At 42.6% G+C, this 24,528-nt stretch carries 23 protein-coding genes and 1 tRNA gene; 8 read left to right on the top strand and 16 right to left on the bottom strand.

Annotation, left to right across the window (positions count from 1 at the left end):
- Nucleotides 1-6: 6 nt before the first annotated feature.
- The 3 genes from BLU87_RS14295 to BLU87_RS14280 form a co-directional block, all read right to left on the bottom strand.
- Nucleotides 7-1,371 carry a restriction endonuclease subunit S gene (locus BLU87_RS14295; RefSeq protein WP_092350008.1) on the bottom strand — a complete coding sequence of 455 codons (1,365 nt, stop codon included), beginning with the start codon at nucleotides 1,369-1,371 and terminating at the stop codon, nucleotides 7-9.
- A complete protein-coding gene (locus tag BLU87_RS14290) occupies nucleotides 1,368-4,205 on the bottom strand; it encodes a type I restriction endonuclease subunit R (RefSeq protein WP_092350006.1) in 2,838 nt (945 codons plus the stop codon). The genes BLU87_RS14295 and BLU87_RS14290 overlap by 4 nt, the downstream gene beginning before the upstream one ends.
- A 1,355-nt stretch (nucleotides 4,206-5,560) precedes the next feature.
- Nucleotides 5,561-6,151: a helix-turn-helix domain-containing protein gene (locus tag BLU87_RS14280; protein ID WP_092350002.1), complete on the bottom strand. Its 591-nt coding sequence runs from the start codon at nucleotides 6,149-6,151 to the stop codon at nucleotides 5,561-5,563.
- An 81-nt stretch (nucleotides 6,152-6,232) separates the two neighbouring features.
- Here BLU87_RS14280 and BLU87_RS14275 point away from each other — a divergent pair, with 81 nt between their 5' ends.
- The 4 genes from BLU87_RS14275 (at nucleotide 6,233) to BLU87_RS14260 (ending at nucleotide 9,431) form a co-directional block, all read left to right on the top strand.
- Nucleotides 6,233-6,805, top strand: coding sequence for a hypothetical protein (locus BLU87_RS14275; protein ID WP_092350000.1), 573 nt, complete (start codon nucleotides 6,233-6,235; stop codon nucleotides 6,803-6,805).
- Between the two features lie 148 nt (nucleotides 6,806-6,953).
- Nucleotides 6,954-7,256: a MerR family transcriptional regulator gene (locus BLU87_RS14270; RefSeq protein ID WP_092349998.1), complete on the top strand. Its 303-nt coding sequence runs from the start codon at nucleotides 6,954-6,956 to the stop codon at nucleotides 7,254-7,256.
- A 20-nt stretch (nucleotides 7,257-7,276) separates the two neighbouring features.
- Nucleotides 7,277-8,419, top strand: coding sequence for a tyrosine-type recombinase/integrase (locus BLU87_RS14265; protein WP_092349996.1), 1,143 nt, complete (start codon nucleotides 7,277-7,279; stop codon nucleotides 8,417-8,419).
- A gap of 106 nt (nucleotides 8,420-8,525) precedes the next feature.
- On the top strand, nucleotides 8,526-9,431 hold the full coding sequence (locus BLU87_RS14260; protein WP_092349994.1) for a hypothetical protein: 906 nt from the start codon (nucleotides 8,526-8,528) through the stop codon (nucleotides 9,429-9,431).
- Between the two features lie 122 nt (nucleotides 9,432-9,553).
- On the opposite strand, the gene BLU87_RS14255 is transcribed toward BLU87_RS14260, so the two are convergent.
- Together BLU87_RS14255 and BLU87_RS14250 are read right to left on the bottom strand one after the other, a co-directional pair.
- Nucleotides 9,554-9,640: transfer RNA gene (locus BLU87_RS14255), tRNA-Leu, on the bottom strand.
- Between the two features lie 72 nt (nucleotides 9,641-9,712).
- Nucleotides 9,713-11,137 (bottom strand): Rqc2 family fibronectin-binding protein, encoded by a 1,425-nt coding sequence (locus BLU87_RS14250; protein ID WP_092349992.1) that lies wholly within the window; start codon nucleotides 11,135-11,137, stop codon nucleotides 9,713-9,715.
- Between the two features lie 157 nt (nucleotides 11,138-11,294).
- On the opposite strand from BLU87_RS14250, the gene BLU87_RS14245 reads away from it, so the two are divergent.
- The 3 genes from BLU87_RS14245 (at nucleotide 11,295) to BLU87_RS14235 (ending at nucleotide 13,575) form a co-directional block, all read left to right on the top strand.
- Complete coding sequence (locus BLU87_RS14245) at nucleotides 11,295-12,581, top strand: O-acetylhomoserine aminocarboxypropyltransferase/cysteine synthase family protein (RefSeq protein ID WP_092349991.1); 1,287 nt, start codon at nucleotides 11,295-11,297, stop codon at nucleotides 12,579-12,581.
- Nucleotides 12,582-12,828: 247 nt separating this feature from the next.
- A complete protein-coding gene (locus BLU87_RS14240; protein ID WP_092349989.1) occupies nucleotides 12,829-13,050 on the top strand; it encodes a GSU3473 family protein in 222 nt (73 codons plus the stop codon).
- Between the two features lie 48 nt (nucleotides 13,051-13,098).
- Complete coding sequence (locus BLU87_RS14235; protein WP_092349987.1) at nucleotides 13,099-13,575, top strand: tRNA (cytidine(34)-2'-O)-methyltransferase; 477 nt, start codon at nucleotides 13,099-13,101, stop codon at nucleotides 13,573-13,575.
- A gap of 58 nt (nucleotides 13,576-13,633) precedes the next feature.
- Here the strand turns inward: BLU87_RS14235 and htpG are convergent, their stop codons facing one another.
- From htpG to BLU87_RS14215, 4 genes are all read right to left on the bottom strand, one after another.
- The gene (gene htpG / locus BLU87_RS14230) at nucleotides 13,634-15,475 is read right to left on the bottom strand and encodes a molecular chaperone HtpG (RefSeq protein ID WP_092349985.1); all 1,842 of its coding nucleotides are present in this window, start codon (nucleotides 15,473-15,475) and stop codon (nucleotides 13,634-13,636) included.
- 172 nt (nucleotides 15,476-15,647) lie between these two features.
- Complete coding sequence (locus tag BLU87_RS14225; RefSeq protein ID WP_092349983.1) at nucleotides 15,648-15,869, bottom strand: hypothetical protein; 222 nt, start codon at nucleotides 15,867-15,869, stop codon at nucleotides 15,648-15,650.
- Between the two features lie 157 nt (nucleotides 15,870-16,026).
- Nucleotides 16,027-16,503 carry a ferritin family protein gene (locus BLU87_RS14220; RefSeq protein WP_092349981.1) on the bottom strand — a complete coding sequence of 159 codons (477 nt, stop codon included), beginning with the start codon at nucleotides 16,501-16,503 and terminating at the stop codon, nucleotides 16,027-16,029.
- Between the two features lie 131 nt (nucleotides 16,504-16,634).
- Entirely contained in the window at nucleotides 16,635-17,054 is a 420-nt protein-coding gene (locus BLU87_RS14215) for a secondary thiamine-phosphate synthase enzyme YjbQ (RefSeq protein WP_092349979.1), read from the bottom strand.
- A 157-nt stretch (nucleotides 17,055-17,211) separates the two neighbouring features.
- On the opposite strand from BLU87_RS14215, the gene BLU87_RS14210 reads away from it, so the two are divergent.
- The gene (locus tag BLU87_RS14210) at nucleotides 17,212-18,114 is read left to right on the top strand and encodes a glucosaminidase domain-containing protein (RefSeq protein WP_092349977.1); all 903 of its coding nucleotides are present in this window, start codon (nucleotides 17,212-17,214) and stop codon (nucleotides 18,112-18,114) included.
- 28 nt (nucleotides 18,115-18,142) lie between these two features.
- On the opposite strand, the gene BLU87_RS14205 is transcribed toward BLU87_RS14210, so the two are convergent.
- From BLU87_RS14205 to BLU87_RS14175, 7 genes are all read right to left on the bottom strand, one after another.
- The gene (locus tag BLU87_RS14205) at nucleotides 18,143-19,183 is read right to left on the bottom strand and encodes a polysaccharide deacetylase family protein (RefSeq protein WP_175498406.1); all 1,041 of its coding nucleotides are present in this window, start codon (nucleotides 19,181-19,183) and stop codon (nucleotides 18,143-18,145) included.
- Between the two features lie 10 nt (nucleotides 19,184-19,193).
- On the bottom strand, nucleotides 19,194-20,636 hold the full coding sequence (locus BLU87_RS14200) for an HD domain-containing protein (protein ID WP_092349973.1): 1,443 nt from the start codon (nucleotides 20,634-20,636) through the stop codon (nucleotides 19,194-19,196).
- Between the two features lie 20 nt (nucleotides 20,637-20,656).
- The gene (locus tag BLU87_RS14195; protein ID WP_092349971.1) at nucleotides 20,657-21,004 is read right to left on the bottom strand and encodes a histidine triad nucleotide-binding protein; all 348 of its coding nucleotides are present in this window, start codon (nucleotides 21,002-21,004) and stop codon (nucleotides 20,657-20,659) included.
- A 93-nt stretch (nucleotides 21,005-21,097) separates the two neighbouring features.
- On the bottom strand, nucleotides 21,098-21,832 hold the full coding sequence (locus BLU87_RS14190; protein ID WP_245706577.1) for a TlyA family RNA methyltransferase: 735 nt from the start codon (nucleotides 21,830-21,832) through the stop codon (nucleotides 21,098-21,100).
- A 108-nt stretch (nucleotides 21,833-21,940) separates the two neighbouring features.
- Complete coding sequence (locus BLU87_RS14185) at nucleotides 21,941-22,801, bottom strand: HDOD domain-containing protein (RefSeq protein WP_092349966.1); 861 nt, start codon at nucleotides 22,799-22,801, stop codon at nucleotides 21,941-21,943.
- A 75-nt stretch (nucleotides 22,802-22,876) separates the two neighbouring features.
- Entirely contained in the window at nucleotides 22,877-23,698 is an 822-nt protein-coding gene (locus tag BLU87_RS14180) for an SDR family oxidoreductase (RefSeq protein WP_092349964.1), read from the bottom strand.
- A gap of 19 nt (nucleotides 23,699-23,717) precedes the next feature.
- Nucleotides 23,718-24,515: a TIGR00266 family protein gene (locus BLU87_RS14175; RefSeq protein WP_175498409.1), complete on the bottom strand. Its 798-nt coding sequence runs from the start codon at nucleotides 24,513-24,515 to the stop codon at nucleotides 23,718-23,720.
- Nucleotides 24,516-24,528 lie beyond the last annotated feature (13 nt).

Below are 24,528 nucleotides of genomic sequence, written 5' to 3'. Positions count from 1 at the left end.
AATCCTTTATTTCACAGCTTCAGTACATTGGACGAGTTGACTGGAGAAGGCCTTCTTGAGAATCGACTGGCGCAATCGGTCAGATCGTCTAAGGTTGGCCTCAACTTGCGCTTCTGCTGCAACGACAACAGAAAGAAGCCGCTCAACTTCAATTTCAATTTGTGCCTGCTCCTCAAAGGGCGGAAGAGGCACAGGAAATTCACTCAGCTTCGTCATGTTTATAGATGCCAAATTTGTTGTTTGTTTCCCAACACGCAGGAAGTAGTACTGGCCAAATGAATTTCCCCACCACGAAATCAGTTTAATATTCACCTCATTTAAGTATGGCCTTGCTCGAAAAACGTGATTCTGGTGGATGCAGTCTTCTATTTGCCCTTCCCAGACCCAACCACGACCCAACTTGTCGCGATCACCGCCTTCGTTAAACAAAATATCTCCAGGCAATAGCCTTAAATCTTCAATTGAAGTTAACGGAGCCTCAATTTCCTTCATTTCGGTCAGATCGAGATATCCCCTCTGAACGTTGGCAACACGCAAGTAAGGCACGAGTCGAGCAGTCGGATCTTTCCGCTTTTTATCAACGGTGATTCCGCCTTTGATTGCAGTAATTGCATCAAGGCGTACCCACACCCACCCCTCAGGCAACTCCGGAAGATCAGTGGTATCAGGCGCAGCAGGTTCTTTGTACTTTCCTCTCCCCTGCCACTTCTCACGCCGTTCGGCAAGAATCCGCTCCAGCAGCTTGTCGGCAGGTTCAACATTGGGATGTTGCTTGCGCCATTCTTCGGTGAGTTTGCCTTCGACGGCTGCTTTGAGAACGGCGGCTTTGTAGCGTTTGAGGTTGGCCTTGACGCGCTTGAGATTGGCGACGGCTTCGTCGAGGCGGGAGAATTGCTTTTCGATTTCCGCGACGATGCGTTTTTGTTGCTCCGGAGGAGCAATAGGCAAATAAAACTTCTTCAGAAACTGAAAATGGCGACTATAACCACGGCTAGGGATCTGTAGGGATCTCAGAAGATAGTAAAAAAACTTTGGATCAAAACATTCTGAGGGTTTCAGTAGCTTTACGCCGTCTGCCCCAACTGCAAACGGCTGCTTAACATACTTTACCGATCTTGTGTGGTCACCAAACACAATAATTGGCAGCTCACCATCAAAAGCCATATCCTCATTATCTATATAGCCACCGATAAAATCCTGCCCTTGATCAATGACCGGGATTCGACCTTCTGCTAAATAATCTCTCTGCTTTGTCCGTTTACCTTTATCGGAAACAACCTTAACAACATCCAGAAAAGGTGCCACAGACCAATCGTCTGGAACATTCGGCTTTTCTGGTTCAAATACCGATTTAGCTTCTTCAACACTCACGCCGCCAACGCCTCATTCAACTCATCAAGAATTTTGCTCAAATCATCCCCGAACAACTGCCACACCTTCCCAATCCCACCTTCTTGCGTAAAGGGCGCATAATCAAAATCATCGGTCTCAATCAGCAGATTGGCCGCGATGTGGTCACGAATCATCTCCAGCCACTTGCGCTGCTCAGCAGTAAAACTCTTGCCACTGGCCTGCTGTTGATCAACCCACGCTCGAAAGTTCACCTGCACCTTCTCGGGGAACGGCACCAGCTCATTCTCCTGCTGCATAGCAAAGCGCACCAGCGACACTAGATCGGTCAAAATATGATTGGCTGCCGCACCGCGCACCTTGCCTGCCTGTAACTTCTGATAGGCCGCCCACAGCTCATCCGGCACCCGCTTCTCCCACCCGAGTGGATGGGTCTGATAGATGTGCAACTCCTCAACCTGAGCCACCAGCTTTTCGGCCAGTTCACGCACATCCTCAAACCGCAACCGCTGCTTGTACGGCTTGCTGTAAAGCACCTGCAACGCGGTGATCTCATCCTTATTGTCAATAATAAACTGCTCAAACGACTCGACCACGCCCTTGGCCTTCTCTTCGGTAAATCCGGCAAAGATAACCGTATCGGGGCTGACCGTATCGATAATCTGTTCGTTCTTCTTTTTGATTGCCATCAGCAATTCACGCAAATCTGGATTACAGAGTGGCTTGACCGCCTCACCGACCAGCTTGACGGCTGACTGCTTAATCTGTTTGGCATCCGGCTCACTGGTGGCGAAATCCTTCTTCGCTTTGGTTATGTGATTGTCTGGATTGAGTGAGTCAACCAGATCACCGGTAAGCTGCTTGAGACTTTTTCCGTCGAGCAGCTTTTCCACCTGTTTGTGCTCCTCGGCGGTCAGCTTCTTTTCCATGCGCGCTAAACGCGCAGCGACAGAGGATATCACATCGGGCTCGGCATTACCGAAAGCAACGGCTTGCAATAGTTTTTCGAAGCCGACATTCTTCTTGCGCTCCATGGGGCGTGAATCGGTCTGATCCATCTCACAGACACCGACAGCATCGACAATAACAAAATGATCCTTGGTGACGGCATCTGGGGTAACCGATTGCAGGTCGTTATCGTTGATGATTCGCACCCCGCGCCCTTTCATCTGTTCAAAATAGGCGCGCGACTTAACACTGCGCATGAAGAAGACCACCTCGACCGCTTTGATATCGGTGCCGGTGGCGATCATGTCAACAGTAACCGCAATACGGGGCATCGGGCTTGTGCGGAACTCTGAGATCAAATCCTCAGGTTTTTTCCCTGTGGTTCGATAAGTTATCTTTTGGGCAAAGTCGTTGCCTTTGGCAAATTCCTCGCGAACGATCTTGACGATATCCTCCGCGTGGGAATCATCCTTGGCAAAGATCAACGTCTTCGGAACCCAATCACGACCGGGAAAAATATCGGTAAAGAGCTTGTCACGATAAGTTTGAATCACCTTGCGAATCTGATCGACGGCAACCACATCCCGATCAAGCTGTTTAGCATCGTAGGTGAAATCATCGTCCAATTGCTCCCAGCGCACTTCGCGGGTTTCCCGGTCGCGCTTATCGACGTAGTAACCGGCCTCGACTTCCCCACCTTGTTCGGTAATGGCGGTCTTGATGCGATAGACATCGTAATTGACGTTGACCCCGTCGGCAACAGCATGTTCATGGCCATACTCCATTACCAGGTTCTGATTGAAGAAACCAAAAGTCTGCTTGCTGGGGGTCGCAGTGAGACCGATGAGATGAGCATCGAAATATTCCAGAACCTGTCTCCACAGATTGTAGATGGAGCGGTGGCACTCGTCGGTGACGATGACATCGAAAGTGCCGATGGGAATATCAGGATTATACTCAATGGGATCAGGTTCTTTAAACAAAGTTCCAAACTCGACGGAATCTTCCAGTTCCTCTGGTAAATCTCGCCCCTTGAGCATTGAATAGAGTCTCTGGATGGTGCAGATGGTCACGCGAGCAGTGGTGTCGAGAACGTTCGAGTTGAGATGCTGGACGATGTACTCTTCGCTGAACTTGAAGTTGTTATAGGGCGAAACGTATTGCTGAAACTCCTTAAGGGTTTGCCGTCCTAGGTTGCCACGATCGACTAGGAACAGAACCCGCCGCGCACCGGCAAACTTGATCAGCCTGTAAATGAAGTTGATGGCAGTGAAGGTCTTACCGCTGCCGGTTGCCATCTGAATCAGCGAACGTGGATGGTTGTCACGCAAAGAGGCTTCAAGGTTGTTAATCGCTGTGATCTGCGCTGGCCATAAACCCTCTGTTACCAATGGCGGCATATGCAGCAAGCGAGACAGGAACGTTTGCGGCTGACCGTACCCTTGTTGATCTTCTGCTACTTGATCAGAAACAATTCCAGGGTCTGAATCGAGCCATTCAGCAAAAAGCTCAGGGCGATGAAAGGCAAATACATTACGTGAACGTGGAGAAGGATCAAAACCGTTGGTGAAGCGAGTCTCAACGCCAGTCGATTGGAAAGAAAATGGTAACGGATTGTGCCAGCAAGGTAAACCTTCAGGAAGTCCTTTGGTGTATTTGTCGGACTGAATTTCAACTCCGGTCAGAGTGGAGCCAACCTTCTTGGCTTCGATAACGCCAGCACCCTTGCCATCAACATAGAGGAGGTAATCAGCAAAGCCGTGCCCCGAAGCCAGAGGAAATTCACGAATAGCAACACCACGAGCCGCATGGATATTGACAGCTTTGGCATCTTGAACCTGCCAACCCGCGGCCTCCAGCAGTTCGTCTATCCTAATGCGCGCTTCCGCTTCCGGTGTTGGTGTCACGACATTCCCCCCAAACAAAAAGTCACATTAACGGAAAGATACCGCTTTTACAGCAAAACGGTATGAATACTCCTTCAATTTATATTGGCAACTAAAACAAAAATCTCTTTATAAGCTTCATCTTTATTCCTCGCTGATTAAAGATTAAAAACACATAATTGTCAATCATCCTGTAGTTTCATACAATATTCTGGCAATTGGTATTCAACTGCTCAATGGCTGACTTCAGATTTAATTTTGCTTTAAATATGGAGTCCCAATACAATATTCCTCCGTTTCATGACATGTGTCCTGTGGAAGAAATCAACGAAATACCCCTACTAAGATGGAGACTATTTAAACTAGTCAAAGAATAAACCCATCGACCATTTGAAGATCAAAACTTGCTGTGAAACAGTGGCTCAAAAGGGTGTCTTAAACAAAGCTTACCGATCTCAAAGGTGAATGATTCTTGCGACATGTCTTTATTTATAAGTGTTAAAGTTCAACAAGTTGCAACAGCAAATCTTATCAAAACAAAGAGATGTTGAGATTTTTTATTTTGTCAGACAATAGGAAGACTTCACCAGCAATTCATCCAGTTGGGTGATAAATTACTGTTCGATTGTCATAAATGAAACGAATTTAGTGGTAGACCCAAATCATCTTCAAAAACCTGTCAGTATTATACATTCAGACTATCTGACATGTTTTTTAAACCAATCAGAACAAAAGAACTTTCCCCTTGGAATTGACTATGAATTGTAAAATCTGCCCCACTTTGATTTTTTTCAAAAATCCAAAAGATAGGACTCCAAAATGTGTTAAAAACATAATTTGGAAAGGTGAAAAGAAGGCGATGTTAAAGCTGCAAATCACATCATCTTCTCGTAACCAATAACGGTCTAAAACCCACATAACTAGAAAATCTAAAACGGTCTAAAACCCAAATGAGTTTGGTCTAAAACCCAAATAGTAAAAAAAGGATTACCGTTTGGTCTACAGATTTTAAGAACACGGTCTAACAACTTTCCCTTCTTTTCGGTTCATATTGTGACTAAGGTTAAATGATAATATTGCCTTTCCAAGAAGCCATTCAGATAAATTCAGTTCAAACGAACTCATTTTGGACTCATAAACTTTATCGTCAACATAAATCATTTTTTATAGGGACTTTCACCCGAAATTCACAAATTTTTGTGCTCATCATCGTCTCTTTTTTGATAAAAAACTAAATGAGCTTGAAATTTTAGATTTAAGAGGCCCCAAATCATTAAACCATACCAATGTATAGGTTGGGGTCTAATTGTTTATTTAACAGGAAATTTACCCCACTGCTGAACGTTTTGGAATTAAACAGATAGCCTTATTTTTAATCACTCAATAACCTTGCAACAAACAACCGCAACAATTTTTCCGATCAAAGTTCCATCCCTAAAGGCTTTAGCGGGATATTCTGAGCTTTCATACACTGCGTAGGAATTCGAATCTTTTCGGCGTAACCAAAAACAGAAGAGATGATTAAAGTCATCTACTGCACAGACAAGACTCCCCTCTTCCAGACTCTCTGCCTTTTTAACCACAACAAGGTCACCATTATTGACCATCGGAACCATTGCCATGCCCTGCTGCCTGAAGCAAAAGTCTGCATCAGGTAAATCAGGATGGACAAGTTTCTCACATTCTGCATGATTCTCGACGTCATTATCGTTCCAGAACTTCAAAACAGGAAGCCCCTGCCCAGATACATTGGGGCTCTCTCTTGTCCCCTGGATCAACCACGCAAGGCTACATCCAAGCACATCGGCGATGCGAGCTACAACGTGAGCATCTGGGGTTCTATGTCCCCCTTCAAATCGATTGACCGTATTTTGCGAGACGCCAATTCTCTGTCCCAGTTCAGCTTGTGATAAACCATTTTTTTTGCGCTTTAAGCGGATTCGATCACCTAAATTCTCTTCATCCATCTCATTTCCTATTTTGTGTATCACCTGTTTGTGGTATTATTTACCCATTCGGCTAACTTAATTTATTTCAGGAGGTGTGTCATGCACAAAATGCATTTTAGAGCAAACAGAAGAAAAAACAGCAAAAAAATCCGCAGTCAAAGACGAATTCAACGTCTTATCAACAATGACCCAAATAACCTTACAAGAGGATCAAACGTCAAAATATCAGAAAACTTCTGGTACCAACGCAAAAAGCGAGCAGCTCAACGTGTTGACCAGATATCTAAAGGTCGACTGATTCTGTTGTCAAACAACTACCTGCACGACAAAGTTCGTTACTGGATGAGAGATAGTCACTGTCAACATGTCTTCAAAGTCAGCTTGGCTGAAATTATGATCCACGGGCCAGAATATATCTGTCCTTACTGTTCTACCCCCATTGATATGCTTAGCTTCGGTTCGGTAGAGGCAATACAGGAGCACGTATGGAATCTCTCCAACAACAATATTGAATTCGCAAAAACAAATACGCTTGGTTCTATCCATGATGCCTATATCTTCTACAACCACTTACACGAAAATCACCTAATTATGAGTTATGAGCACTTTGATGAGCTTGCAAGAAAAAGCATTCAAATACATCAAGACGATAAAATAAAAAAAGCAATATAAAAACCTCATCCCATTGAAACTGGCATAAACTTAGCAACAGATTGAGAAAGTTTTTTTCAAATAAACAAATAATAAAAAAATGAAAAGACCCTTTTTTTTGATATTTTTTTTTGTCATATTTATTTCAATATTAACTATGGAGATAAATATGAGAACTTCTAGAACCAATGATTATCAAAAACAAAACGCTTATTCAAATGGTATTTATAGTGAAGATTCAATAGGTCTACGACCGGAATGGATAACTATAAAGCAAGCAGCTAATTATGCATCTGTAAGCGAAAGAACTATAAGATCATGGTTAAAGGATGGACTTAGCTATAGCAAAGCAAGCAAAAAACTTATTCTTATAAGAATTGTCAATATAGATAATTATTTATTAAGTAAAGAAGTTAATAGTAGCCATTGTGAAGTTTTCAAAAAAGTAGATGATTTACTTTGCTTTTCATAATAATAAAAAAGGATATATAAATGGGAATTAAAGTAAGAGAAAAAACCCCTAATTCAAATATTTACTATCTATTTATCAACTACAAGAAGAAAAGAGTAGCACTACGAATTGGGTCAAAAGAAGACGCAGAAAAAGCAGCTATTTATTTACAGGAAAAAATTAATAGTGGGCGTTTAGACTTAAATAAACTCAAGTCATCTCGGAGGGCAATGCCTAAATTAGGTCCATATTCGGAATACGTCATCGACTCATTATATGATCCAGAAACGCAATCATCGACTAATGAGAGATATAAACTCGTAAGATCAAAAGACATTGTTAACACAGACCTGCATTCTCTTGATAAAAAATTCTTAGATGAAATTACTCCACACGAGATATGGACATTCCTTAACAAACTTGTAGACCTAGGAAGAGCCCCAAAATCTATAGAACTTACTAGGACGGTCCTGAGTTGCTGCTTTAAGCATGCAAAAATGGAAAAGTTTATCAGTGAAAATCCATTAAAAGAGATCCCAAGGCTTAAAAAAAGAAAGGCCATGACGGATGATGAAATAGCAACTGATAAAATCAACCCATTCTCCCGGGAACAAAGAGATAAGTTCATAGAGTTATCGATGAAAGAATCACCCGATATGTACGGTCCACTCATTATGACGTTATTCAAAACGGGTCTGAGGCTAGGAGAAATTCTAGCCTTACGCTGGGAAGACATCAATTGGGAAAAAGGAACAATTTATATAAATAAAACCTATAAGAGAGGTGAACAAAAACCGACTAAAATGAAGCGCTCTCGGCACGTTGATCTATCTTACCAACTTTTTTCTGAATTAAAAAAATTGTACGAAAAGCGTAAAGATGAATGCTCTTCTGTACCAATTATGGCACAGATAATCTTCGGTTACAAAGGACATTTCAGAGCCCAAAATACCGTAAGAAAAGCCTATAAAAAGCTACTGAAAAAAGCTGCATTACCGGACAAACGGATACATGACACTCGCCATACTTATGCAACCCTACTTTTATCCAATAATGCCTCAATAGCATATATTAAAGACCAACTCGGTCATAAAAAAATCCAAACAACATTGGATTATTATGGAAAATATATTCCGGGTGCAAATCGAGATATGGTCAGTAAGCTCGATTCTCCTGAAACTTGAAATACTTCAATAACACACCCGCTAGAACACAATCATGATTTTTTTTACATGTATACAAATGTAATTCTGTACATCTGTATACATGTAAAACAACTAAGGAGATTAGATGCACAAGAACAAAGAAGAAATAACATTGAGCAAAATCAGAAAACACATGGAAACAATTGCAGTAATGAAAAATACACCAATTCCATTAATTGATATAAATGCTGTTCGTGATTTATTAGGATACGGAAGTAACGGAACGATCGGAGCCTATGTAAAACAAGTTAAATTTGAACACCACAATAGTAACCTGTACGATCTTTACAACTTCTCAAACCAATTTAAATCTGCAATAGCAGATGAAATCAAACGTTTTGTTGAAAATGCAAAAGAGGTAGACTCTCAAAAACAAACAGTTCTTGAAGGGCTGAATACTGAGCTTACGAATGTAAATGAACAGCTAGAAGTAGAAAATCAGTCCTTAAAAAAAGAAATCAACGCAAATCTTCAGAAAGCAGATATATATAAAGACGAAACTAAAAAAGTAATTTATACAATTAAACAGGAATTAGTTTCAGCTAAAGAAATGATTAAAAAATTAGAAAACGAGAACAACGCAATCAAAATAGAGTCGAGAAAAGATAAAGATACGATAATTGAGCTTAAATTTGACACAAACTCAAAAGAAGTGAAACTTCAATCGGTCATTCAAGAATATAATGAATATAAATTGAAGGTAGAAGAACTCAACGACTGCTTAAAAGAAAAACAACATCAAATTGCTCTAAATAAACAAGAAATAGATCATCTAAAATCTTTTAATAATTCTATCCAAGTTCAAAACCAGAAATATCAGCAAGAAAACCAACGCCTAAGTGATACATTAAATAATCTGCTATTATCAAAAAATATTCTAAATGATGAACAGATAATTAACGTAAAGAAAAATTCTACTCAAAAAAAATCAAAAAAGACTTCTACAGTTGAAAATAATGAAAATCAGCAGAATGAAAACATGAAAAAATAATGGTCAAATTGGAAAATTGGACAATATGAACAAAGCAGAATCGAAACTATTTGCAACCAAACCGCAACCAAGAAATAGAAAAGGTCAATAACCCATTAAAGTTATTGACCTTTATATGTTTTTGGTGCCGAAGGGGAGACTCGAACTCCCACGTCCCTACGGACACTAGACCCTGAACCTAGCGTGTCTACCAATTCCACCACTTCGGCTTAAAGCGAGAGTTTTTATAGCAAATGGGATTTTCCTTTGCAACTAAAAACGTCGTGCCCCCAATAAAAGCTTCAATCAATGCGATAAGGCTTAACCACAAGAGTCTTAAACTGTAAAACATTCACAAGCCCTGGTTTACTCCCTTTCGGTTTATAAACAGACTTCGCCTCAGCCATCATCACTGTGACCTTGTCATCATCCCTTGACTTTGAATAACCGGCAGCAAGAGAAGCTGCAAACTCAAGATCTTCATCTTTTAATTCCAAGTGTCGTTGGCTCGACTTCAATACAACATGGGTTCCAGGAGAGATATGGACATGGAACCACAGGTCACCTTTTTTTAGAATTTTGCAAGAGATTTCTTCATTCTGGCGATTATTACGCCCCCAAAGAACCTTAAACCCTGATGGGCTTGTAGCGTCATGCGGTTTTGAGGGTTGTAAGGTCTTTTTACTATGCAGGTTATTTCTCTCTTTCAGCAGACCTGCCTGACGCAATTCCGACGCAATTTCTTCAATATCGGAATTCTTAGCATTATCCTTCAGTTGATACTCAAGCTGTTGCAACCATTCCAACTCTGACCGGGATTCTTCTAAACGTCTCTGACTATGCTCTTGCCCCCTCTTCCCTTTTTTATAACGCCAAAAGTATTTTTCGGCATTTTCATGGGGACTCAAAAGTGGGTCAAGGGCAACGATCTGGGCCTCTGGTGGTTGTAAATAATAATTCTGTAAAACAACTTCAGACATTCCACGTTGCAGATTGTGCAAGTTCGCCAGCAGTAATTCCCCTGTCAGTCTGTTAGCGTCAAAGTTTTTTTGCTTCGCGGATTCTCTTTTTATACTCAACAATCTTTTTTGTATTTTTATGATCTGCCGATGGACGGTTTGTTGTAACTGGCGTACGAAATCATTCTTATTTTCAGACTGCTGCACGCTACTGTAAAGTTTTTCGACAGCTTGGTTCCAACTTTGATTTTCATCAGCAAGGAGGGTTTGATTTTCAGTTTTTGTGACAGTAAAGTTAACCTTCTCAGGAAACAAGTATTCCTCACCAGCCAATAAGGTCCTGAAACCCGAGCCATCAGGAATCCGCTTAAGGACATCAATGATCACCTCTTGTTCATCAACAAGAATAAGATTACTGTGATTTCCAGTCAGTTCAATCAGCAAGGCACAATGTCCCTGCGCCCCCTGACACTGCAACTTGACAATACGATCATCATTGACGACGGCAATAGACTCTATTCGTGAAACCCTTGCCCTGAGAAGTTGACAGAAACGTGGCGGAATATGAGGATTGGGCCAGGTCTGTTCCGTGAGATGAAGACGACTCTTCTGCCCTTCTGCCGAGATAAGAAGGCGAAGCGTCTCCCTTCCTGTCCAGAGTTTAAAAAGCAAAATCTCGGGGCTGGGTTGATAAATCTTTGAAACTCTAGCTCCAGCCAAAGGTGCCGCTAATTCACCAACAACATGTTCTATGTGTGCAAATTTCATATGCTCTGGATTTAATCATTATGAACATATATTCTGCAAGATAAAAGCTCTGCGAGAAAAGCAGACACAATGAGTAAATATTTTGTTAGAATAATTTTCTTCTTAAAATTATTCATGAAAATAGAAACGAACTTATTGGAAAAGTGGAGAGAACATCATGCAAAATCAATGGAAAATTGAAACTCAAGCTGTTCAGGGAAACTATCATCCTGGCGCCGCAGAACCCCGCACGGCACCAATACATCAAAGTACGACTTTTAAATATGATAGTGCCGAACATATGGCTAAGCTTTTTGATCTGGATTGCGCTGATCCTATGTATACGCGCCTAGGAAATCCAACGTCAGGGGTATTTGAAGAGAAAATTGCCATGATGGAGGGTGGAATCGCGGCACTTGCGACATCATCCGGTCAAGCAGCAACGACCCTCTCAATTTTAAATATCTGCCAGACAGGACAACATGTCGTTTCTGCTGGAACCCTTTATGGGGGAACTTTTTCTCTGTTCTCAAATACGTTTCCAAAATTCGGGATTGAAGTCACCTTCGTTGATCCAGAAGCGTCTATCGATGAAATCAAAAAAGCATTTCGGCCAGAAACCCGCTGCCTGTTTGCAGAGACCATTGGCAATCCCGGCCTCAATATTCTCGATTTCGACAAATTCAGAGCAGTCAGTAAGGAAATGAACGTCCCCTTGATTGTCGATAATACCCTTGCCTCACCATACCTTTGCCGACCGATTGAACACGGAGCCGATATTGTTGTCCATTCTGCAACCAAATATATTGATGGCCATGGGACGAGTGTCGGTGGTGTTATTATCGATAGCGGAAATTTTGATTGGCCCGCAAATAAATACCCGGAAATGTGTACTCCAGATGATTCTTATCATGGACTTATCTATACCGAAAAGTTCGGTAAGTTAGCTTATATCGTCAAAGCTCGGGCTCAATTTATGCGTGATCTAGGGGCGACTCCTGCGCCACAAAACACCTTTCTGTTCAATCATGGACTGACAACTCTCCATTTGCGCATGGAACGTCACAGTGATAATGCTTTGGCTCTGGCAGAACATCTTGAGAACCATCCTGCCGTGTCATGGGTTAACTATCCGGGCTTAAAGAGTCATCAAAGTCACGCTCTTGCCCAAAAATACCTCCATTATGGTGCCAGCGGCGTTTTAACCTTTGGCATCAAAGGGGGTCGTGAAGCCGGAATAAAGTTCATGGAAGCCTGTCAACTGATTGCTATGGTTGTCCATGTCGGTGACGCACGATCATGCGTTCTGCACCCAGCCAGTACAACCCATCGCCAACTGACTGAAGAACAGCAAAAAGCATCGGGTGTCACCGCAGATTTAATCCGGTTATCTGTAGGAATTGAGAATGTTGCTGACCTGATTGCTGATGTGGATCAAGCTTTGGCTGCCAGTCAATTGGCATAATTCACCTGCAAGCAGAAACAAAGCATTTTTTACAACTTTTTACTTATCGGGGCAGAAGATCTGCCCCCATACCCCCTCTTCTCACCTCAAATAATGTGTAAAAAATTTCGACAAAAGCACAACCAGACGAATATAACCACACAATATCAGCTACTTAAGATACAGGCAGAGTTTTTGCATATATTTTGTTAGAATATTGGGGAGTAGATATCTTACCTTCGATTATTGTTATAACGAGGAGCAACTCATGCTTATACCGGTGGTATATCCAAATGGCAAACACGACCTAGTCAAAGATTTCCTCCTCTCTCGTTTGATTGATGACATGAGTATTATTAAGTTCAAGCGCAACTCTGGGTGGGTGAGCACCACAGCAAATGATATCCGCAGGAGTAACAAAGTCGCCTATGATGGCCCAAAGAGACGCCTACAGGACTCTGAATCAGCAGAAATGATTGATTTTTTTTAGAACAGGCAGGCTTCCTTCTTCAGTTTCTTTGTGCTATACCTTCGCCCCATGAAAATAAAAGATCCATTTCACATTGTTCTGATAGAGCCAGAGATCCCGCCAAACACCGGAAACATTGGTCGACTTTGTGCCGCAACAGGAGCACATCTTCATCTTGTTGGTAAACTGGGCTTTTCACTTGATGATAAACACATGAAGCGTGCGGGGTTAGATTACTGGCCAGCAGTTAAACTGCACCTATGGAATTCACTCCAGCATCTCCAGCAAGAATATCCTCAAGGTCGTTTCTGGTACACCTCAAAAAAAGCGCAGAAAACCTACATCGATGCTGATTTTAACTGTGGTGATTTTTTAGTCTTCGGAAAAGAGACTTTAGGTCTGCCAGAAGAATTACTCCAATCTGAAGTCGATCACGCTATATTGATCCCCATCCTTAAACCTGCTGTCCGCAGTTTAAATCTGGCAAATTCAGCCTCAATCATTCTCTACGAAGCATTACGGCAAACCGGTCAACTGGATATTTAAAAAAAGCCGGGAACATTGTCCCGGCTTTTTAAGTCGATCGCTAAATATTTCTTTAACTCTATATCATTCCAAGGAGTTTACCGCTGCGTTCTAAAAATGCAGGCATCCGTTCTTTGCTGATGGCCTGATGTGAAAGCATAGCTAAATCATAGATTTGCTCAATGAGCAGTGCCGCTGTCTCAGTGTCACCGTCGTCCTGAAGTTTAAGGACTTTATTCACCGCTGGACTTGCGGTGTTCACCATCAAAGTATGATCAGAGAACATATCCGGCATCTCAGCGCCTTGCCCCATCATCCGGGTCATCTCTTTAAAGCGGCGAGATTGTTCATTCAAAAGAATCATACCAGGAACGCTGTCGTCTTTGAGAGTTTCAATTCTGATCGTCAACCCTTTGATATCCAAGCTATCCTTAAACATCTGCTCAATCCGTTGGCCCTTGGTTTTATTGTCAGCACCTTCAACAATCTCCTGACTCGGGTCAGCTTCCAACAAATTTTCAGTAATATCTGAATCAACCCGCTCAAACTTAATATCGGTATTCTTTGATTCAAGAAATTGAATAAAATGGTTGTCAATCATCGCGTCAAGAATCAACGCTTCCATCCCTTGCGACTTAAAGAGTTTCAAGTAAGTCGCTTGAGCACCCTCATCGTTGGCATAATAAACCTTGTTTTCGTGCTTTTCTTTGGCACGTTCTAAATATTCCGGTAGTGTCGTATACGCATCATCACCGGTTGCACGATAAATCACATGATCCTTTACTTTTTCATAAAATTTATCTTCTCGCATCATTCCGTACTTAACAAAGGAATGAATATCTTCCCAGATCGGCTCGAATATCTCTCGATCTTTTTTCGCCAAATCAACAATCTTGGCAGCAACTCGACCGCTGATGACTTCGCGGATCTTCCGCACCTGAGGATCGTTCTGGAGGTAACTCCGGGAAACATTCAATGGCAGATCAGGGGCATCCAGACAACCTTGTAATGGGGTCAAGAATTCGGGGATCAATTCCGGAGTATTATCGGAGACAAACACTTGATTACAGAACAGGTTGATGTGGCTCTTAGTGACATCAAATTCATTGGTCAAGTGAGGAAAGTAAACGATCCCCTTAAGATTAAACGGAAAGTCGATATTCAGATGAATCCAGAACAACGGCTCGGCTGACATAGGATAAAGTTTCCGATAGAACTCTTTGTATTCTTCATCACTGACTTCAGAAGCACTCTTTGTCCAGAGAGGATTTTTATCGTTAATCTCCTCCCCTTCAAGATGGATTGATACCGGCAAAAAGTTACAAAATTTCTTTAAGATTTCACTGACAGATGCTGGATCTAGAAACTCTTTTTCATCTTCGTTTAGATGCAGTACGATCTCGGTACCGCGCTCTTTCTTGTCTGTTGGCTCCAAGCTATAAGTCGTTGTTCCTTCGCACTGCCAGTGGACAGCTTCAGCATCTTTTTGATACGAGAGTGAACGGATCTCAACATGATCAGCCACCATAAAACTGGAATAAAACCCCAGACCAAAGTGACCAATAATCTGGTTTTTATCTTCGAGATCTTTAAACTTTTCAATAAAATCTTCGGCAGATGAAAATGCAACTTGATTGATATACTTGCGCACCTCTTCTGCTGTCATCCCGATGCCATTGTCAGCAACAGTCAGAGTCCCGGCCTCTTTATCCAAATGGATGTCGACTTTATATTCATCAGCTATCTGCAAACCTTCCATCAAATTAACATTCTGCATTTTATGGATAGCATCAACTGCGTTAGATACTAACTCACGCAGAAAAATATCTTTGTCGCTGTACAACCACTTCTTGATAATTGGAAATATATTTTCCGTGTGAATGGAGATACTACCTTCTTCTTTTTCAATTTCTTCTGACATTCTTTCTGACTCCTTATATTTTGTGTTGATAGTGTTTCTATGAAAAAGATAAAAATCTCAAAAAATTTTGTCAAGCGCTACAAAAGAACATAACAGCTACGTGATAAACAACAAAAAAGCTCAAACCAAATTTTTATGGTATGAGCTCCCGGAATCCAAACCATCAAAAAAACTAAAGCGTGGACATCGTCACAAACCCACGGCAATAGAAAACCAACGCAAAGAGCATCGGTATTGCAATATTTGTCAAGAAATGAAGCATCAGTCCGTAACTTCGACCCCATATTTTCTTCATGGCTGTCAACCGAAGTGATTCTCTGTCGTCCAACAGCCGGATCAGCGCGACACCGACGACGTATGTTGCGAACACTGCTTTCACTAAATCAGCATTCATAAAGACTCCAAAGGAAACAAACTCAGCTTTAGAGCAATTATAGCAAGACATGGTGATAGTTCAACAAATCGGCCTGAAGGTTATAAAATTGCAGAAGAAAAAAATGACCCGAGCAATCGACCGGGCCAAAATCAAAACAAAGGAAAATTTAAAATAATTAATTTTCTGTTAAAAAATACTTTTCATAAAGATCTTCAAGGCTTCCGAGGTGTCGGGTTTCATCAGCTAACAAACGCTTGAACAACCCCCCCATAGGAGCACCTTCGCAACCACTCATCAACCTCTTATAGAAATCCACCGCACATTTCTCCAGATAGATGGCATGCGCCAGAGCTGTCCGTGCATCAGCATCAGCCGCTATTTCTTTTTGATCAAATACATAATTCAGATTCATAGAGGGCATCTCTTCTTGTAATCCTGCCGCATTTTTATCATGACCATCAAGCAGAGCCATCTCCAGCCGCTGCTTGTGATTTAATTCTTCAATAGCTGCTTCACGCAAAATTGCTTTTGCCTGGCGATCTTCAACAACATCAATGGCATAAAGATAATTTCTGAATCCTTGCTCTTCCATTTCGATCGCTTTTTCAAGGGCTGCTTCATAAGTATAACAAACACCATCTTCTAAGCTCATAGTCCTCTCCTTTTGGCAAAATATATAACAGTCATCGATAAAGATCTTAATAATAAAGGAAGACTTTCATCTCCCCGACTGCAAGACACTAAGATTATTCGCTAAATATTAGCATATAAAATTAGCAAGAGTCACTCTCCAATGATTTTAACCAGCACCTTTTTTTTGCGTCTGCCATCAAATTCGCCATAAAAAATCTGCTCCCAAGGACCAAAATCAAGTTGTCCATTCGTCACCGCAACCACAACTTCTCTGCCCATAATCATCCGTTTCAAGTGAGCATCGCCATTGTCTTCACCGGTATTATTATGTCGATATAGGCTTAATGGTTCGTGTGGAGCGAGAACCTCTAGCCAACGTTCATAATCTTGATGGAGGCCCGATTCATCATCATTAATGAAAACTGACGCGGTAATATGCATTGCATTGCATAACAAAAGCCCTTCTGCAATTCCGCTCTCACGCAGACAGTTTTCGACCTGAGAGGTAATATTAATAAATCCTCGTCGGGTTGAAAGATTAAAGAACAACTCTTGCCGATATGTTTTCAATATAACCTCCTCAGTATGATTAACTATTTCTATAATCTAAGTCACTAATAAACAAGGGATTTTAACCTGAAAGACGGTTGACTTTATATATAAACATAGATATAAAGGCCGCTGCTTTTCTGAAAATGAACTAAATAACCTATTCACAAGTGAGTTTATGCAGAAAATTAACGTAAAGAAAACTGGACTTTACCTATTGCTGGGCCTGTGCCTGCTGCTAGCAACAACAACTGTCAGCATTGCCCCTCTCTACCAAGGGCCTGACATCAAAATTATAGGTCAGCAATTTTACAAGGACCTGGAATCTGAATTCCAACTCTATCGTTATCAAATCGATGCTCTAGATACAGGCGTTCCACCATTAATCCTGCAAACCCTGCCGAAGGATTTACATACCATCACATCCAGCAAGCAAAAAAAGAGAATCTTTTTCAAATCGCTCCTCCCGATGGTGCTTCTTGCCAACGATGAGATACGTGCTGAAAGAGGGCAATTGCAGATGATAGATGATCATTTATCGGCATCTAAATCTCTTGACGCATCGCAACGAGAAACTCTTTCTATCCTGGCTAAACGCTATAAAGTCCAATTCAATCCACTCCACCCCAAGCAGGCCGTTCAGGCGCTATTGAATCGCGTTGACATTATCCCTGCAGATCTTGCCTTGGCTCAAGCCGCCAACGAATCGGCTTGGGGAACTTCACGGTTTTCTCAAGTTGCCAACAATCTCTTTGGAGAATGGACATTTGTTCAAGGTCAAGGAATTATCCCTGAAAGACGCCCTGAGGGAGAAACCTATGAGGTACAAAAGTTTTCTACGGTTTATGACTCCGTCCGTTCTTACCTCCATAATTTGAATACTCATCCGGCATATCAACAACTCAGAGAATTACGTTCTGTCAGCAGAAATTCAGGAACAGACCTTAAAGGGTCCCAGTTAGCAGAAGGGTTACTCCGCTATTCAACCCGTGGCGCAGATTATGTTAAAGAACTGCAAGTCATGATCAGGACAAACCATCTGAACCGATTTGCCAGCGCGAAACTGCGTACCAGCAGTTAATCCTGGGATCATCCTCTGGCAAAGCCGACTATTCTTTTTTTTGCGTATTCACCCAGAGGTGACTATACCAAAGCCATTCGCCTTGATTATTTTGCAAAGTCAGTGTGAATTTGTTTCTTCTCCCAGCCAGAGGGTGGTCAGCAACGACTTTATAGCCATTATCACCACGGCTATCATCTCTCTCGACCCAACAGTGATTCTCCCCTTGAACAAAGCAATTAAACTGTTGTGGATGAACCTTTCCCCCTGGCAACTGCAGGGATAAAACAGGGGGGTTTTCCTGCATAACGGGATCAAAGGGATCCTCTTCGGTCACCTGCAATGGCTTCATGGCAAGCTTGCTTTGAAAACCGGCAACGGTTGCATAAGGTCCTCCCATCGGAAAACGGGGCAGGATAAAGCGGTTGTGTTGCGAATAAATCACCCCCGACTGTTGGGCGTATGCGGCCTTAAATCCTAATGAATGGATAATCTCTACAACCGCTGACGAATACTCACCATACGGATAAGCAAAAAGGTCAGGCCGAAAACCAAGATGTTTTTCAAACTGTTGTTGGGCTCGCTCAATATCGCTTTTAATCCGTTCTTGCCACTGATTGAAGGTTTCACCTTGTTGCCTATCGACAAGATAGGCATGACTTGCCGTATGATTACCAATTTCAACTCCTTCAACAGAAAGTTCCTTAAGTTCACTCCAGCTCAAATATCCTGAGGTGCCAACAGCATCAGTATTGACAAATAATGTGACGGGAAATCCATAACGGCGAATAATTGGCATTCCAACATCATAAAAAGAGCGATAAGCATCATCAATAGAAAGGGAAACGGCATGTTCTGGCAGGGCTGTTTTTTGGATCAAATGGTTAGCAACATCACCAAGAGTAATAACCTCAATTTTGCTCTGGGTTAAAAAATCAAGCTGTTGACTAAAAATATCAGCAGAAATATTGGTGGAAGGATAGCGAGTTTCACCAAAGCGGTGATAAATAAAGGCATTCACCTGACCTGCAAAACTTTGGGATGAAACCAGAATCAGAACCGTTAAGCTGAATAAAAACAGTCGTTTCACAAAGAATCCTTCATTGGGTTGATTTGGAAGAGCGAACCTTATTACGCAAATAGCGACGAATACTATTCCGTGCCCGCGGGGTCACCGCCCATTCAAGCCACTTGGGTAGAACTTCAGGGGTCTCTGAAGTCTCGACAACGACTTGGTCGCCATCAAGCAACTTAGTTTTTAGCTGCCGGGTACGACCATTGATTTGCCCACGTCTGGCATGTAATCCGAGGGAATCATGGATCTCAAAAGCAAAATCAAGGACACTGCTTCCTTCCGGAAGCGTTTGAACATCTCCCTGTGGCGTGTAAACCTGAATTGTTGCCGAAGCCAAACGTAATGATTCGGTATCAAAAGCAGATTCACCATCCATGAGTGAACGGATGAGATGGCTGAAATTTTTATGCCGGAATTTGAACCCTGGAGCGAGCACTCCGGACTCGTTAAAACGGGTGAGTTTACGCGTTGTAATTTCGACCCGCATCCGGTGTTCGTCAGCTTGGACTGTGGTTTTTAATGCTTGGTAACCATGCTGCGAGGTTAAATTGAGATGATCACGTATTTTCCCAGGAATCGGGGGAAACAAGCCATGCAATATCCCCAGGAACAGATATGCATCCATAATACGATCAACCTGAACCTCAAGAGTGTACAACGATGAGAAACCTCGTTGCTGAGAGCGCCCGGAGACCACGGAAAAAGAGCGCCAGCGATCTTTCATACCGACATCTAATTTCTGCTGTTCACAAGCGTTCATGATACGGGCACGAACCTTGCGCAAGAAATCAATGTTGTCATGTTTTTGCGTGGCAATTGTTTCGTTATAATGGATGGCACGACGAGGATAAAGGAGAGAGTAGGAAAGAGATTCCAATTCAGTTGCAACATATCCCATCCCCAAGTGTTGAGCCAGTGGGACATAGACCATGCGCGTTTCTTCAGCAATCAATTTTTGCTTCTGTCGAGGCAACGCGTCTATGGTTCTGAGATTATCAATTCGATCCCAAAACTTGAGACACAAGACCCGAATATCATCGATAGCGACAAGCAAGGTCTTTTTATAGGTCTCTTTCTTTAAGTCCTCGCGCGTCATTATATTTGATGTGACTTTAGTTAAACCATCAACAAGCTGAGCAACCTCCTCCCCGTATTTGCCCCGCACATCCTCCAAAGTAACAGGTGTATCTTCGACAACATCATGAAGTAACGCGGCGATGACCGACGGAAAATCCATCCAGTGCCGTGCGGCTAAGTGGGTGACCCGTAACGGATGAAAAATATAGGGTTCCCCCGACTTTCGCATCTGCCCCCGATGTGAAAATCGAGCATCACTCAGGGCCTGTTCAACCCTGTCAATTTCGTGATCCAAATCATCCTCAGACAGCTCTGCACCATAATGAGTTACCAATAACTCCATGATATCATTCATCAATCGCTGTTCAGTATGAACGTCAAATTCCTGCATAAAACCTTCTTACATTGTGATTAACCTGGAGGCCAAGTCATGTTTCGGCCACCGAGGAGGTGAAAATGAATATGCCCAACGGTTTGTCCGCCGGCATCGTTACAATTATTGACAACCCGGAAACCATCTGCGGCAAAACCTGAATCGCGGGCAATCTTTCCGGCAATTTGATAAACATGACCAACCAACTCATTGTCTTCGGCGGTTAAATCAAGTGTCGTGGCAATATGTTTTTTAGGAACAATCAAAAAATGATGCGGGGCTTGAGGATTGATATCTCTGAATACCAACAATAGAGTATCTTCATAAATGACAGTTGCCGGGATCTCCCCGGCAATAATTTTACAAAACAGACAATCAGTACTCATCACGATCTCCTTTGATTGTTATGGATAATAATAACAAAAATTTAAACCGATATCTAATTGAAAAGCAGCGTATAAACTGCTCTTCGAATTATATTAGCTGTTTTTTTTCAGGTAGATAAGAAATTCACGATTTCCTTTAGGACCTAAAATTGGGCTTTCAGTGACTCCCAAGACAGTGCAGTTCAGGTCTTGAGTAAAGCGACAGATCTGCTCAACAACTTCTGTATGCTGCTGCTGGTCTTTTACCACACCACCTTTACCAACCCGCCCCCTACCAACTTCAAATTGAGGTTTAATCAGGGCCACAACTTCAGCATCCAGGGCAAGTAAGTTCAAAGTGTTAGGCAAAATTTTCTCAAGTGATATAAAAGATGCATCTATCACTGCCAGAGCAGGAACATCTTCCAATTGATCAGGCTGCAAATATCTGATATTACATCGTTCCAAATTGATAATACGGGGGTCTTCCCGTAGTTTCCACGCCAGCTGTCCATAGCCAACATCAACAGCATAAACCTTCTTGACTCCATGTTGAAGTAAACAATCGCTAAAACCACCTGTCGAGGCACCGACATCGAGCGCTATTTTAGCGGTCACATCAATGGAAAATTCACTAAGAGCTCTCGACAGCTTTAACCCACCACGAGAAACATAGGGGATATCGTCCCCCTTGATACGAACATCAGCGTCATTCTGTACCTGCGTACCAGCCTTATCAATCCGGTGGTCATCAACAATGACTTTACCTGCAAGAATTAAGGCACGGGCCCGTTCGCGTGAGATAGTCAATCCACGTTGCACCAATAATTTATCGAGACGTTCTTTCATAGCGCAGATCATAGCAGTGGTTTAAATAAAAAGGGAGGCAAAAAGCCTCCCCATAGTGCAAACAAACGGATTATATAAAGCTGATGAACAGGATCAGCCACAATTGAGTCAGCCAATAAAGTAATCGCGATTTTCTTTAAACACCTGTTCAACGTCAACCAGTGCCAGTTCAACCTCATCTGTGTTCAAACCCAGTGCTTTTGCGCCATGACAATTGGCCAAATTAAGTTCTTCATCAGGTTGTCGCTGACCGATTCCCAGCTTACGACAAATATGTCCAGCAAGATTGACCGTTGCTGTCAGACGTAAAAGCTCCTCACCCCGTTCTTCATCATCCAGAGAGATTTGTAAGTCTTCATGATGCAATGTTGACATCACCAGAAAGCGGGAAAAGTTCCACTTATCCAAAACCGCTGCACCAACAACGGCATGTGCATAAGGGAAGAATCGTCCTTCTAATTCGGTGGTACTGATATTCTCAGAATAGGCCGCTTCAGCCAGTGAACGGTAAGCATTCGGATCACTATAATTCATCACGGTTTTCCCGAGGTGGCGAAACAAACCAGCCAGAAAGGCCTCTTCTGGATCAGCTGACGCAAATTTACGAGCCAGAATACGGCAGCCAATAGCGCAACCGATAGAGTCTTCCCAAAGTAATTTTTCCAACAAACCATACGACTTATTCATACCTTCGAGGCTTGCGGCTAATACCAGACTCCGTAGGGTCCGCTCACCAACAATAGCAATGGCATGCTCCAACGTTTTTATCTGTCGCTTCATACTGTAGAAGGCTGAGTTCGCGACTTTTAACATCCGCGCTGAAACAGCGGGATCACTGGAAATAACAGCACCTAGTTTTTCATAGTTAACATTGGGGTCATTCAATAGTTCGATAACTTTAACTGCAACCGCGGGCATCGGTGGCAGATCTTTAATGGACTCAACTACGGTTTTAAAGTTAGTCGTCATGCAAAGCTCCTTGGAGATTAATTTTAAATAATTATTTTAGCACAACAAACATAGACAAAGGAAGTGCCTAAATAATTAGTCAAGAAACAAATCAGGGTAAAGTTGATTCCCATCAGCAACAGCATAAGGGCTAAAATCCGTCACCCCTTGTCCCCGCAGAACATCCTCGTCGATAAAAAAGTTACCAGAACAAGTACGGCTATCACGACACAGGATCGCACAAGCAGCATCTGCCATAATCTCAGGGGTGCGACATTTTTGTGGATCAACCAAACCACCGAGCATTGCCAAAGCTGCCGTATTGATGACAGTTTTTGGCCATAAGGCATTGACGGCAACCCCCTGTTCAGAAAATTCTGCTGACAGCCCCAAAACTGTCATACTCATCCCATATTTCGCCATCGTGTAGGCGGTGTGATTTTTAAACCAACGGGGATTTAAATTTAACGGTGGCGAGAATGTGAGGATATGCGGGTTATCTGACTTTAGAAGGTGGGGCAGACACACCTGACTCGCAAGAAAAGTCCCACGGACATTGACCTGATTCATCAGATCAAAACGCTTCATCGGAGTATTGAGAGTCCCTGACAGGAAAATGGCGCTGGCGTTATTGATCAAAATGTCTATACCACCAAAGGTTTCTGCTGCAGTGGTAGCTGCGGCAGACAATTGAGATTCTTCACGGATATCGACAACCAGCGGTAAAGCTTTCCCTCCTGCTTTTTCAACCTCCTCTGCTGCGGTAAATATAGTCCCTGGAAGCTTAGGGTGCGGAGACGATGTTTTCGCAGCGATAACAATATTAGCTCCTTGGGATGCGGCCTTCAAAGCAACGGCCAAACCAATCCCGCGACTTGCTCCAGTGATAAAGAGCGTTTTTCCAGCTAAATCATTCATCAGAGCCCCTCTTTCTTAGTTAATCACCATCCAGCATGCGGCCAATTCCACCTAACAAAGATCCTTCACCTTTTTGTGAACCACCAGCTTTGGGTGCATGGGCGATAATACGATCAGCCAAACGGCTAAATGGTAGACTTTGCAGCCAAACACGCCCGGTCCCTCGCAAAGTTGCCAAAAATAATCCTTCACCACCAAAAAACATACTCTTCAGATTTCCAGCCCGCTCAATACTGTATTCGACACTGGGCTCAAAAGCGACCAGACAACCGGTATCGACACGTAAAGTTTCATTATTCAATTGGCGCTCAATAATGGTCCCACAGGCATGCATAAAGGTCATTCCGTCGCCGTTCAACCGTTGCAGGATAAATCCTTCACCACCGAAAAAACCGGTTCCTAGACGACGTTGAAAAGCAATACCAACCTGAGTACCATATGCAGCACAGAGAAAGGAGTCTTTTTGACAGAGGATTTCACCACCGGGGATCAAGGCAAGGTCCAGAGGGATGATTTTTCCGGGATAAGGAGCTGCAAAGGCAACATGTTGCTTCCCTCTGCCCTGGTTAGTAAAATGAGTCATGAAGATGGATTCCCCCGTGAGGACACGCTTTCCTGCTCCAAGCAATTTTCCAAACAAACCTTGATCTGGTTCAGAGCCATCACCCATTCTGGCTTCAAAAGCAATACCCTCTTCCATATAGGTCATAGCTCCAGCCTCAGCAACTACGGTTTCGGCTGGATCAAGTTCTATTTGAACCATCTGCATATCATCACCATAGATTTCATAATCGACTTCATGACAGCGCATAGCAATCTCCTTCTAATAT

The organism is Desulfuromusa kysingii, assembly GCF_900107645.1.
In the GTDB taxonomy this organism is placed as follows: Bacteria; Desulfobacterota; Desulfuromonadia; order Desulfuromonadales; family Geopsychrobacteraceae; genus Desulfuromusa; species Desulfuromusa kysingii.
The sequence above is the reverse complement of the archived record's forward strand: the minus strand, read 5'-3'. Positions and strand labels throughout refer to the sequence as shown.